Here is a 12,473-nt window from a genome sequence, read left to right on the forward strand (position 1 = left end):
GGTGGGGTAGAACCCGCGCCGAAGGCGCGGAAACCCCCATGGCGGGTCAGCCGGAAAGCACCACACTCCGCGTGAGGTGTCGCGGCGCGTCGGGGTCCAGGCCCCTGGACTCCGCCACCGCCACCGCGAGCCGCTGCGCGCGGACCAGGTCCGCCATCGGGTCGCTCCCGTCCGCGACGAGCGTCGCCCCCGTCGCGGCCACATCGGCCGCCAGGCCGTCCGGCAGGGGTCCGAAGGACCACACCACCCGCCCCGGTCCCGCGATCGCCACCGGCCCGTGGCGGTACTCCATCGCCGGGTACGCCTCCGTCCACGCCCCCGCCGCCTCCCGCATCTTCAAGGCCGCCTCCTGCGCCAGCCCGTATCTCCAGCCCTGGCCCAGGAAAGTCCACTGTTCCGCTGCCAGGAGGGCTGACGGCAGAGGTGCCGAAAGGGCTCGTTCCGCCTCGTCCGCCGCCTCCGTGATCGCCGCCGCGCCGGACGGCGAGAGGCCCGCGCGGAGGAAGGCCAGGGCCGTCGTCGCGAAGCGGGTCTGGACGACGGACTCCTCGTCCGCCCAGTCCAGGACGGCCGTGTCGGTCGCGGCGTCCATGACGGGGGTCTTCGGGTCCCCGGTGATCGCCAGCGTGGGGGTGTCGCCGGAGGCCTCCAGCAGGCGCAGCACCTCCGTCGTCGTACCGGAGCGGGTGATCGCCACGACGCGGTCGTACGTACGGCCTCGCGGGAACTCGGACGCGGCGAACGCGTCCGTCTCGCCCTGCCCGGCCGCCTCGCGCAGCGCCGCGTACGCCTGGGCCATGAACCACGACGTGCCGCAGCCGGTGACGGCGACCCGTTCGCCCGGTACGGGGAGGCCGGTGGCCCCCGACGCGGCCCGGGCCGCCCGGCGCCAGCTCTCCGGCTGGGTGACGAGTTCGCGGTGGGTGAGGGAGGGGGACGGCTTCATGTGCTTGCTCCTTGCGGGATGCGTACAGCAGGTCGAGCGCCGTCCCCGTGCATAGCAGGCCCCCGTGACCTGGGGGAAGGGCGATACGGCGATACCGAAGCGAAACCCGGCAGCCGTAGACCGTATGGTTGCGCGCGGGAGAAACTCACGGTCTCCACGGGACTCGCGAATCCCAGGGGGGAGATTCCACGGTCTCCACACGGCGAACACGAACCACAAGGTGGGTAGCAGTAGTGCAGCGGCGGCGGTTCTTGGGCATGACGGCGGCGGGTGCCGCGACGGCGGCGTTGGCGCCCGCGCTGACGGCGTGCGGGAGCTCCGGCCCCGGCGGCGACAAGAAGCTGAAGCTCGTCGCGGCGGACTATGGTGACAAACCGGCCAACAGCTCCAAGAAGTACTGGGAGCAGTTCGCCCGGGACTTCGAGGCCAAGAACAAGGGCATCAAGCTCGACGTCGAGGTCTACAGCTGGACCGAGGTCGACAAGAAGGTCGCCGACATGGTCGCGGCCGGCAAGGCCCCCGACATCGCGCAGATCGGCGCGTACGCCGACTTCGCAGCGGCCGGGAAGCTCTACAGCGCCGACCAGATGATCTCCGTGCCCACCCAGGCCGACTTCATCGCCTCGCTCGCCAAGGCGGGCGAGGTGCACCGGGTGCAGTACGGCCTGCCGTTCGTCTCCAGCACCCGCATGCTCTTCTACAACAAGACCCTGTTCCTCAAGGCGGGCGTCCTGAAGGCGCCCGAGAGCTGGGACGAGGTCCAGGCCGCGGCGGTCAAGCTCAAGGCCGCCGGCGTGAAGATACCTTTCGGCGTGCCGCTGGGTCCCGAGGAGGCGCCCGCCGAGACCATGCTGTGGATGCTGGGCGGCGGCGGTGGCTACACCGACAACACCGGTGCCTACACGATCAGCTCCGAGGCCAACGTCAAGGCCTTCGCCTGGCTGCGCGACGAGCTCGTCGGCAAGGGCCTCACCGGCCCGACCGACCCGGCCCGCACCAACCGCCAGGACGTCTTCGACGCGTTCTGCAAGGGCGACGTCGGCATGCTCCACGGTCACCCGACCCTGATGCAGCAGGCCAAGGCCGGGAAGATCGACTTCCAGACCGCTCCGCTGCCGGGTATCAAGGGCAAGGCGAGCTCCACCATGGGCGTCGCCGACTGGATGATGGCCTTCAAGCAGGGCGGCCACCGCGACGAGCTGGGCACCCTGCTCGACTTCGTCTTCAGCAAGGACAACGTGCTGAGCTTCGTCGGCCAGTACGAGCTGCTGCCCGTGACGGAGTCCGCCTCCGGGGCGATGCAGGGCGACCGCCGCTACGAGAACCTCTGGCCGTTCCTCTCCCAGCTCCAGAACGCCGACTTCTACCCCGCCGACAAGACCTCCTGGGCCAAGGTCAGCGCCACGATCAAGGAGAAGATCGGCTCGGTCGTGCAGAAGGGCGGCGACCCGTCCGCCGTGCTCGGCGAGATCCAGCGCGAGGCTGAGGCCGCGGAGCTCGCGGGCCGCTAGGGCGGACCGTTACGTTGGACGATGTGAACGAAGACCGGGGCGGGCTGTCCGAGCGCGATCTCGCCGTGCTCGCCCTGGAGCGGCAGTCCTGGCCGGGGCCGGGCGCCAAGGAGCGGGCCGTGCGCGAGCGCCTCGGGATCACTCCCACCCGCTACTACCAGCTGCTCAACGCTCTTCTTGACGACCCGCGCGCCCTCGCCCACGACCCCGTCACGGTCAACCGGCTGCGGCGGCTGCGGGACGAACGGCGCGAGCGCCGCTGAGCGGCCGGTGTACGGGCCGGTATACGTCCGTGCAACCGGCCGTCCCCGTGGCGCCCGCCCCGGTAGGGTCGCCCGTATGGGCAGCCACCCCCTCCCGGAACCCGTGACCGAGGCCGGCCGTGACGGCCTGGCCGCGCTGCTGGCGCGGCCCGAACGCGCGGTCGTCGCCCTCGACTTCGACGGCACGCTCGCGCCGATCGTGCCCGACCCCGAGCGCGCCCGCGCCCACCCCGGGGCCGTGCCCGCCCTCGCCCGGCTCGCCCCGCGCCTGGGGTCGGTGGCCGTGGTGACCGGCCGCCCGGCCGGGGTCGCCGTGCGCTACGGCGGCTTCGCCGGGGTCCCCGGACTGGAGCACCTGGTGGTGCTCGGCCACTACGGCGCCGAGCGCTGGGACGCCGTCACCGGTACCGTCCACGCCCCCGCCCCGCACCCGGGCGTGGCGGCCGTCCAGGCCGAACTCCCCGGCGTACTGGACGAGTCGGGCGCCTGGCAGGGCACCTGGATCGAGACCGTGCATATCGAGAACAAGGGGGGCCGTGCCATCGCCGTCCACACCCGCCGCGCCGCCGACCCCCAGGCCGCCTACGACACCCTGCGCGCGCCGCTGGCCGCCCTCGCCGAGCGCCACGGCCTGATCGTCGAACCCGGCCGGCTCGTGCTGGAGCTGCGGCCCCCGGGCATGGACAAGGGCGTGGCCCTCGCCGAGTACGTCCGCGAGACCGGCGCCTCCGCCGTCCTCTACGCCGGTGACGACCTCGGCGATCTCGCCGCCTTCGCGGCGGTCGAGAAGCTGCGCACCGAGGGGGTGCCGGGCACCCTGGTGTGCAGCGGCAGCGCCGAGGTCGCCGTGCTCGCCGAGCGGGCGGATCTCGTCGTGGACGGGCCGGCGGGGGTGGTGGAGCTGCTGGCCGCCCTGGCCGGGCGGCTGGGGTGATTTCCTCTATTCGCCTTCTTCCGCCTTCGGGTCCTTCGCCGCCGGCTTCTCGTTCGTCAGGCCCAGGACGGACAGCGCCGTCGTCCAGTCCTTGGTGATCGCCCGCTGGGCCTTCACCAGCTCGGTCTTCCCCGAACAGATCGCCGCCTTGAGCTTGCTCTCGACCACGTCCTTCGGGTTGTTCGGCCCGGCCCCCTCCTTGTGGCCGGGGGAGGGCGGCTGGACCCACAGATTGCGCGGGTCATTGGGGTCGCCGCCGAGCTGGAGGCTGATGAGGTGGTCGTACTCGGCCTCCTTCAGCGACCCCTTGTAGCCGTACGAGGCCGCGTTCGCGGTCTTCTCCCGGCTGGTGATGTTCGTGCCGGGACGGATGTCGGCCGTGTAGCCGCTGCGGCAGATGGTGGTCTTGAGGGTCGCCTGGGTGACCTTGGGATTCGTGGCGCCCGGGGTGCACTTGGGGTCGGGCAGCGGCTCCTTGGCGGCGGTGTAGCGGTAGGCGCACGTACCGGGCGGCGGCTGGTTCTGGACGGTGTACGAACCCTGCGGGCCCGGCCCGGCCGGGATCGCGGCCGCGTCGCCCCCGGTCGAGGACGAGGACGAGGGGGAGGGCGAGGACGAGGACGGGGTGCCCGACGAGTCGGCCTTCGCCGCCTTGGAGCCGGCGTCCTTGCCGCTGTCGGAGTCCGAGGAACAGCCGGTGGCGGTAACGGCTATGAGCGTGGTGGCGGCCGCCGCGGCGGCCCAGCGCGGAGCGTTCGGCATGGGTGCATGGCTACCCGCCCGCCCCGCGCTGGGTGCCGGGCGGTGGAGGCATCGGCCCGTACGAACGGGACAGCCGAACGCGCCGCGCGCGCCCCTTACAGGGCGCACCCGTTACGGCGCGCGCCCTACGGCGCGTCCCCCTCCAGCGCGTGCAACTGCTCCGTGAACCACCGCGCCGGCGGCAGCCGCGTCGCCGCCGCGGCCAGCCGCTCGGCCCGCTCCGCGCGTTCCCCCGGGTCCATCAGCAGGGCCAGGTGCAGGGCGCGCGCCGTCGCCTCGACGTCGTACGGATTGACGACGATCGCCTCCCCGGCCAGCTCCGCCGCCGCCCCCGCCTCGCGGGACAGCACGAGGACGCAGCCGTGGTCGGAGACGGCCGGGACCTCCTTGGCCACCAGGTTCATCCCGTCGCGGATGGGGTTGACCAGCGCGACGTCCGCCATCCGGTAGGCGGCCAGGGAACGGGCGAAGTCGTCCTTCACATGCAGGATCACCGGCTGCCAGTCCGCCGTGCCGAAGGCGGCGTTGACCGACTCCGCGACGCGCTCCACCTCGGCGGTGTAGTCGCGGTAGACCTTCAGGTCCTGCCGGGAGGGGTAGGCGAAGGCGATGTGGGTCACCCTGCCCCGCCAGCGGGGGTGGTCCTCCAGCAGCCGGCGGTAGGCGTGGAGGCCGCGGACGATGTTCTTCGACAGCTCCGTGCGGTCCACCCGCAGGATCGTCCGGCGGCCCGGGCCGACCTGCTCCCGCAGGGCCGCCAGCCGCTCCTCCACGTCCGGCCGGTGCGCGCGCTCGCGCAGGAAGTCCGCGTCCGCGCCGAGCGCGTGGACGCCGAGCCGGGTCGTACGGCCCGCGAAGCGCACCGCCGCCACGGCCCCGTCGTTCCCGTCGTCCCGGATCACCTCGGCCCCCAGCACGTCCGCGCAGCACGCGGCGAACGCCTCCGCCCAGCGCCGGGTCAGGAAGCCCGCCCGGTCGCCGCCGAGGACACCGCGCAGCACCTGCTCGGCGATGTCGTCCGGCAGGAGCCGGTAGTAGTCCGGCGGGGCCCACGGGGTGTGGGAGAAGTGGCCGATGCGCAGGTCGGGACGGCGGGCCCGGAGCAGCCCGGGGACGAGGGCGAGGTGGTAGTCCTGGACGAGCACGGCGGCGCCCTCCGCCGCCTCCTCGGCGAGCGCGTCCGCGAAGGCGGTGTTGTACGCCTCGTAGGCCGCCCACCGGTCCCGGAACTCCCGGTCGAAGACCGGTTCGAGCGGGGTCTGCCAGAGCATGTGGTGGGCGAACCACAGCACGGAGTTGGCCACGCCGTTGTACGCGGCGGAGAACGTCCCGGCGGGGATGTCCAGCATCCGCACCCGCAGGCCGCCCGTGTCGGCCGGGTCGAGTCTTCGGCCCGCGCGCCCCGCCGCCAGCCGGTCGCCCTCGCCCAGCGCCGCGCACACCCACACCGCCGCCGCGCCCTCGGGATCCCGCCCGATCTCGCTCAGCCCGGACACCAGCCCGCCGCCGCCCCGCCCCGCCGTCAGCGAGCCGTCCGCGCTCAGCGCGTACGAGACGGGACCCCGGTTGGACGCCACGACGATGGGCGCGGCGTCGACCGGGGCGGAGTGCGCGTGCTCAGCGACCATGACGCCAGCCTTGCCGCCCGGGGAACCGCTCAAACGTACGCACGGCCCGTCGGGTGGCACACGGGAACCTCCCGTTCCCTTCTCCGGGCGGCCTCCGGAAGGCCTCCGGGCGGCTATGCCGCGCGTCGCCGGGCGTACTCCGGTATCTCCGCCATCGGCGGCCGCTCCTCCGTGTCCACCGCGTACGTCCGCGGCACGAACCCCTCCGCCGTGCGCTCGAACTGGGTGAGCGCGGGGCGCACCAGGTGGCCCCGGGCCAGCCGCAGCTGCGCCGTGCGGTAGATCGTCGCGGCCATCCGGCCCAGCGCCCGGCCGTCCTGGTGACGGTGCTTGCGCTCGCCCACGTCGACCTGCGCCAGCGCGTCCAGGCCCACCGTGTGCAGCGCGTCCACGAGCAGGCCCAGCTCCACGCCGTAGCCCACGGGGAACGGCAGCCGCTCCAGCAGCGAGCGGCGGGCCGCGTACTCGCCGCCCAGCGGCTGGACGAAGCCCGCCAGCTGCGGCCAGTGGAGGTTCAGCAGCGGGCGCGCCACCAGCTCGGTGACCCGGCCGCCCTGCCCCGCGACCTCGCCCAGCGGGCGGTCGTACATCGCCTTGACGAACTGCACCTCGGGATCGGTCAGCAGCGGGCCGACGATCCCCGAGACGAAGGCGCTGGAGAAGTCCTTCAGGTCGGCGTCGACGAAGCAGACGACGTCGCCCGTCGTGACCAGCAGGGACCGCCACAGGACCTCGCCCTTGCCGGGCAGCGCGGGCAGCCGCGGCAGGATCTCGTCCCGGTGCACGACGCGCGCGCCGGCCGCCGCCGCGACCTCGGCCGTACGGTCCGTGGAACCGGAGTCCAGCACCACCAGCTCGTCCACCAGGGGAACGGACTCGCTCATCAGCTCCCGGCGGATCGTCGCCACGATCTCGCCGACCGTCGCCTCCTCGTTCAGCGCCGGCAGCACCACGCTGACCGTGGTGCCCGTGTCCCCCTTCGCGGCGAGCAGCTGGTCGAGCGGACGGTCGGCGGCGGACCAGGACCGCCGGGCGAGCCAGCGTTCCACCTCTTCCAGCACGTGCATGACTCCTCGTCGTCGGTCGTCGCTGTCGATGGTCGTTGTGACGCATCTCGCGGTTCGGACGGCCCTCTCAAGCGGCCATCCCTTCCGTTACAGTCTTGAACAACGCGGACGGCCGTCCTATGTCGGGGGTCGTCACGCGCACAAACGCCCGGGTCCGCCCGGGCCATACCGCTCATCCAGAGGGGCAGAGGGACACGGCCCGTTGAAGCCCCGGCAACCCTCCAGCCGGTCACTCGTTCGTCAGCGACGCGAGGCTCCCGGTGGGGAAGGTGCCAAATCCGTCTCGTGGTGACGTTCGCCGCGAGGAAGATGAGGAGAAAGGGCCTCGCCTCCATGGCTGTCGAAGCCGTTGAAAGTCGTACCGTCGCACCCTCCTTCGGCCCCGCCGTCGCGCTCTCCTGCCGCGAGTGCGGCGAGCGCTTCCCGCTCGGTCCCTCCTTCGCCTGCGTGAGCTGCTTCGGCCCCCTCGAGGTGGCCTACGAGCTCCCGGCCGGCGACCCCGGGACGCTGCGCGAGCGGATCGAGGCCGGACCCGCCAACATCTGGCGCTACGCCCCCCTGCTGCCCGTCCCCGCCGACGTCGCGGACCGGCCGAACCTCAGCCCCGGCTTCACCAAGCTCGTCAAGGCCGACAACCTCGCCCGCGAGCTGGGCGTCACCGGCGGGCTGTACGTCAAGGACGACTCCGGCAACCCCACCCACTCCTTCAAGGACCGCGTCGTCGCCATCGCCGTCGAGGCGGCGCGCGCCTTCGGCTTCACCACCCTCTCGTGCTCCTCGACGGGGAACCTGGCGGGGGCGGTGGGCGCCGCGGCGGCGCGCGCGGGCCTGCGGTCCTGTGTCTTCATCCCGCACGACCTGGAGGCCGGCAAGGTGGTGATGGCCGCTGTCTACGGCGGCGACCTGGTGGGCATCGAGGGCACGTACGACGACGTCAACCGCTTCTGCAGCGAGCTCATCGGCGACCCGCTGGGCGAGGGCTGGGGCTTCGTCAACGTCAACCTGCGGCCCTACTACGGGGAGGGTTCCAAGACGCTGGCGTACGAGATCTGCGAGCAGCTGGGCTGGCGGCTGCCGGACCAGATCGTGGTGCCGGTCGCCTCGGGCTCCCAGCTCACGAAGATCGACAAGGGGCTGAAGGAGCTCGTCGCGCTGGGGCTGGTCGAGGACCGCCCGTACCGGATCTTCGGCGCCCAGGCCGAGGGGTGCGCGCCGGTCTCGCGCGCCTTCAAGGACGGGCACGAGGTGGTGCGGCCGGTGAAGCCGGACACCATCGCGAAGTCCCTCGCCATCGGCAACCCCGCCGACGGGCCGTACGTGCTGGACATCGCCCGGCGCACGGGCGGGGCCGTGGAGGACGTGGACGACGAGCGGATCGTCGAGGCGATCCGGCTGCTGGCCCGCACGGAGGGGATCTTCGCGGAGACGGCGGGCGGGGTGACGGTCGGCGTCACCCGGAAGCTGCTGGAGGACGGGCGGCTGGACCCGTCCCTGACCACCGTCGTGCTCAACACGGGCGACGGTCTCAAGACGCTGGACGCGGTGGCGGCGGGGCCCACCGCGACGATTCCGCCCTCGCTCGACGCGTTCCGGGCGGCTGGGCTGTAGCGGGTCCGTAAACGCGCGGCGACCGTTTCCCTTTCCCCGGCCTCTCAAACCAAAAGGTGACCCCATGAGCGTCAACGTCCGAATCCCCACCATCCTTCGCACCTACACCGCCGGTAAGGCGGAAGTCCCCGCCGAGGGGGCCACTCTCGCCGAAGTGATCGCCTCCCTGGAGAAGAACCACCCCGGAATCGCCACGCGCGTTCTCGACGACGACGGAAAGCTGCGCCGTTTCGTGAATGTGTACGTCAACGACGACGACGTACGGTTCGAGGGCGGACTGGCGGCGGCCACCCCGGACGGCGCCGGCGTCTCGATCATTCCGGCGGTCGCCGGCGGCTGACCGGGGCCGTACCGGCTTGGGTCCCTGGGCCGTACCGGCTTGGGTCCCCTGGGCCCCGGGGCCGTACCGGCCCGGGCCCCCGGGGGCGCCATACCCTTGGCCCGACCCTTTCAAAGCGTTCCTGCGGAATTCATCGGAATCACCCCGCCCGTAAAACGGACGGGGTGATTCCGTCTGTTGAAGCACGATACAGTTGGGGCGTTCCCCCTCCGGTGTCACTGCCGAACGCATATGAGAACCCGTCAAGTTGTGCCCATAACATGTGCACGAATTGCCGGGTTGGTTGCGCTATGCCCGGTCCGACTTGCCCGAAAAGCTGGCGAAATCGGTAGTAATAACCGATCGGCCGCGCCCGGAATTCTCGTCCGACTGACCTGTTGCAGACGGCATCCGTGCAGATACATTCAGCGGCGGTCGACGCGTTCCGGCGCACACCCCCAACCTGTCTGGGGGTGAGGTCTGACCCGGGTCCGCGAGGTGCGGTCCTGCGCAAGGGCCAGTAATAGGGGAGTTAGGCATGGCTCAGGGCACCGTCAAGTGGTTCAACGCGGAGAAGGGGTACGGCTTCATCGCGGTCGACGGTGGTGCGGATGTTTTCGTCCACTACAGCGCGATCCAGATGGACGGTTACCGCACCCTCGAGGAGGGTCAGCGGGTCGAGTTCGAGATCTCGCAGGGCCAGAAGGGGCCGCAGGCGGACATGGTCAAGGTGACCGTCTGATCGGGCGCATCGACCACCGGCTCACTCAGCTCGCCGAGGGGCCCGCGTCTTCGTGACGCGGGCCCCTCGCGCGTCTGTGCCACGGCCAGGTGTGGGTTCCCTCTGCATGGGGCAGGTTGGTGTGAGGCGCTTGCGCCCCCAGCTATCGCTGGGAGGTGCCCCCCCTGCCACCCGGGGTTAGAGACTTCGTGGACCGCTTGCACTCGCAGGGGTCGAGTGCTAATCATTGGGCTTAGCACTCTCCGAGTGAGAGTGACAGATTTGGACCGTCGGTGAGGTCGGCGAGCCAAGCGGGGCAAGGAACCGCGGGGCACGTGGACCGTCCGTCGCGGGCGCCAGCGCGGTCCGGAGCAGTCTCTCCACCCCGTCCTGGGAGGACCACTTCACATGGCCAAGATCATCGCGTTCGACGAGGAGGCACGGCGCGGTCTCGAGCGCGGGATGAACCAGCTCGCCGACGCCGTCAAGGTCACCCTCGGCCCCAAGGGCCGGAACGTCGTCCTCGAGAAGAAGTGGGGCGCCCCCACGATCACCAACGATGGTGTGTCCATCGCCAAGGAGATCGAGCTCGAGGACCCGTACGAGAAGATCGGCGCCGAGCTGGTCAAGGAGGTCGCGAAGAAGACGGACGACGTCGCCGGTGACGGCACGACGACCGCGACCGTCCTCGCCCAGGCGCTGGTCCGCGAGGGTCTGCGCAACGTGGCCGCCGGTGCCAACCCGATGGCCCTGAAGCGCGGTATCGAGAAGGCCGTCGAGGCCGTCTCCGCCGCCCTGCTCGAGCAGGCCAAGGACGTGGAGACCAAGGAGCAGATCGCCTCCACCGCCTCCATCTCCGCCGCCGACACCCAGATCGGCGAGCTCATCGCCGAGGCCATGGACAAGGTCGGCAAGGAAGGCGTCATCACCGTCGAGGAGTCCCAGACCTTCGGTCTGGAGCTGGAGCTCACCGAGGGTATGCGCTTCGACAAGGGCTACATCTCGGCGTACTTCGCCACCGACATGGAGCGTATGGAGGCCTCCCTCGAGGACCCGTACATCCTGATCGTCAACTCGAAGGTCAGCTCGGTCAAGGACCTGCTGCCGCTCCTCGAGAAGGTCATGCAGTCCGGCAAGCCGCTGCTGATCATCGCCGAGGACGTCGAGGGCGAGGCCCTGTCGACCCTGGTCGTCAACAAGATCCGCGGCACCTTCAAGTCCGTCGCCGTCAAGGCCCCGGGCTTCGGCGACCGCCGCAAGGCCATGCTGGGCGACATCGCCATCCTCACCGGTGGCACGGTCATCTCCGAGGAGGTCGGCCTCAAGCTCGAGAACGCCGGTCTCGACCTGCTCGGCCGCGCCCGCAAGGTCGTCATCACCAAGGACGAGACCACGATCGTCGACGGTGCCGGTGACAGCGAGCAGGTCCAGGGCCGCGTCAACCAGATCCGCGCCGAGATCGAGAACAGCGACTCGGACTACGACCGCGAGAAGCTCCAGGAGCGCCTGGCGAAGCTGGCCGGCGGCGTGGCCGTCATCAAGGCCGGTGCCGCCACCGAGGTGGAGCTCAAGGAGCGCAAGCACCGCATCGAGGACGCCGTCCGCAACGCCAAGGCCGCCGTCGAGGAGGGCATCGTCGCCGGTGGTGGCGTGGCCCTGCTCCAGGCTTCCTCGGTCTTCGAGAAGCTCGAGCTCGAGGGCGACGAGGCCACCGGTGCCGCCGCTGTGAAGCTGGCCCTGGAGGCCCCGCTGAAGCAGATCTCCGTGAACGCCGGCCTCGAGGGTGGCGTCATCGTGGAGAAGGTGCGCAACCTGACCCCGGGCCACGGCCTCAACGCCGCCACGGGCGAGTACGTCGACATGATCGCCGAGGGCATCATCGACCCGGCGAAGGTCACCCGCTCCGCCCTCCAGAACGCCGCGTCCATCGCCGCGCTGTTCCTGACCACCGAGGCCGTCATCGCCGACAAGCCGGAGAAGGCCGCCGCGGCCGCTCCGGGCGGCATGCCGGGCGGTGACATGGACTTCTGATCGACCTCTGACGGTTGATCGCCTGTCCACACGGACACCGGGGCGGCACTCCCTCACGGGGGTGCCGCCCCGGTGGCGTTTTCGGAACGGGATCCCCTTCGCGCACGTACGGTGTGAAGCCACACGGCCGGGGACCAGGGGAGCCGGGCATGCACAACGAGATCACCGGCGGCGTCTACTTCAACGTCGTCGCGCAGGGCCGGCACATCACCCTGGAACTGCCCAGGGAAATCACCCCCGCCCTGACCGGCATGCCCCCGGCCTCGGACACCTTCACCGGCCGCGACGCCGACCTCGCCCTGCTCACCGAGGCACTGCGCCCCGGCCCGCCCGCCGAGGACACCCCTCGGGTGTGCGCCGTGGCAGGACTGCCCGGAGTCGGCAAGACCGAACTGGTCCTCCAGGCCGCCCGGCACGCGCTGGGCCAGGACGGCTGGTTCCCCGGCGGCGTCCTGTTCGTCGACCTCTTCGGCTACGACGACGAACGCCGCCTCACCCCCGAACGCGCCCTCGGCTCCCTGCTGCGCGCCCTCGGTATACCCGACGAACACGTCCCCGCCGACCTCCAGGACCGCGCCCGTCTCTACGGCTCCGTCCTCGCCGCCTACGCCGACCAGGGGCGCCGCGTCCTCGTCGTCGTGGACAACGCGGGCACGGCCGAACAGGCCCGCCCCCTGCTCCCC

General features: G+C 71.5%; 12 protein-coding genes and 1 riboswitch. Of the genes, 8 read left to right on the forward strand and 4 right to left on the reverse strand.

Translation table 11 applies throughout. The features are described 5' to 3' along the window. Positions 1-46 precede the first annotated feature (46 nt). Positions 47-946: an SIS domain-containing protein gene (locus K6I33_RS22215; RefSeq protein ID WP_229355772.1), complete on the reverse strand. Its 900-nt coding sequence runs from the start codon at positions 944-946 to the stop codon at positions 47-49. A gap of 257 nt (positions 947-1,203) precedes the next feature. Between K6I33_RS22215 and K6I33_RS22220 the strand changes: the two genes are divergently transcribed. The 3 genes from K6I33_RS22220 (at position 1,204) to otsB (ending at position 3,654) form a co-directional block, all read left to right on the forward strand. Beyond that, positions 1,204-2,457 carry an extracellular solute-binding protein gene (locus K6I33_RS22220; protein WP_229355774.1) on the forward strand — a complete coding sequence of 418 codons (1,254 nt, stop codon included), beginning with the start codon at positions 1,204-1,206 and terminating at the stop codon, positions 2,455-2,457. Positions 2,458-2,480: 23 nt separating this feature from the next. Continuing rightward, positions 2,481-2,720, forward strand: coding sequence for a DUF3263 domain-containing protein (locus tag K6I33_RS22225; RefSeq protein WP_229355776.1), 240 nt, complete (start codon positions 2,481-2,483; stop codon positions 2,718-2,720). A gap of 76 nt (positions 2,721-2,796) precedes the next feature. Beyond that, positions 2,797-3,654 (forward strand): trehalose-phosphatase, encoded by an 858-nt coding sequence (gene otsB, locus K6I33_RS22230; protein ID WP_229355781.1) that lies wholly within the window; start codon positions 2,797-2,799, stop codon positions 3,652-3,654. A 6-nt stretch (positions 3,655-3,660) separates the two neighbouring features. Here the strand turns inward: otsB and K6I33_RS22235 are convergent, their stop codons facing one another. From K6I33_RS22235 to K6I33_RS22245, 3 genes are all read right to left on the reverse strand, one after another. Next, positions 3,661-4,416 carry a hypothetical protein gene (locus K6I33_RS22235; protein WP_229355783.1) on the reverse strand — a complete coding sequence of 252 codons (756 nt, stop codon included), beginning with the start codon at positions 4,414-4,416 and terminating at the stop codon, positions 3,661-3,663. 125 nt (positions 4,417-4,541) lie between these two features. Beyond that, positions 4,542-6,044, reverse strand: a complete 1,503-nt coding sequence (locus tag K6I33_RS22240; protein WP_229355790.1) for a trehalose-6-phosphate synthase — start codon at positions 6,042-6,044, stop codon at positions 4,542-4,544. 113 nt (positions 6,045-6,157) lie between these two features. Continuing rightward, positions 6,158-7,105 carry a glucosyl-3-phosphoglycerate synthase gene (locus tag K6I33_RS22245; RefSeq protein WP_229355800.1) on the reverse strand — a complete coding sequence of 316 codons (948 nt, stop codon included), beginning with the start codon at positions 7,103-7,105 and terminating at the stop codon, positions 6,158-6,160. 175 nt (positions 7,106-7,280) lie between these two features. After that, a riboswitch (SAM riboswitch) is annotated at positions 7,281-7,427 on the forward strand. 17 nt (positions 7,428-7,444) lie between these two features. Between K6I33_RS22245 and thrC the strand changes: the two genes are divergently transcribed. The 5 genes from thrC to K6I33_RS22270 form a co-directional block, all read left to right on the forward strand. Then, positions 7,445-8,719, forward strand: a complete 1,275-nt coding sequence (gene thrC, locus K6I33_RS22250; RefSeq protein ID WP_229355793.1) for a threonine synthase — start codon at positions 7,445-7,447, stop codon at positions 8,717-8,719. Positions 8,720-8,783: 64 nt separating this feature from the next. Continuing rightward, positions 8,784-9,059: a MoaD/ThiS family protein gene (locus K6I33_RS22255; protein ID WP_229355796.1), complete on the forward strand. Its 276-nt coding sequence runs from the start codon at positions 8,784-8,786 to the stop codon at positions 9,057-9,059. Between the two features lie 517 nt (positions 9,060-9,576). Next, positions 9,577-9,780, forward strand: coding sequence for a cold-shock protein (locus K6I33_RS22260; RefSeq protein ID WP_190135646.1), 204 nt, complete (start codon positions 9,577-9,579; stop codon positions 9,778-9,780). Between the two features lie 387 nt (positions 9,781-10,167). Next, a complete protein-coding gene (gene groL / locus K6I33_RS22265) occupies positions 10,168-11,790 on the forward strand; it encodes a chaperonin GroEL (protein ID WP_189453299.1) in 1,623 nt (540 codons plus the stop codon). 149 nt (positions 11,791-11,939) lie between these two features. Further along, on the forward strand, positions 11,940-12,473 hold a 534-nt coding region (locus tag K6I33_RS22270; protein WP_229355798.1), incomplete at its 3' end, for an AAA family ATPase.

This window comes from Streptomyces sp. UNOB3_S3, assembly GCF_020740895.1.
In the GTDB taxonomy this organism is placed as follows: domain Bacteria; phylum Actinomycetota; class Actinomycetes; order Streptomycetales; family Streptomycetaceae; genus Streptomyces.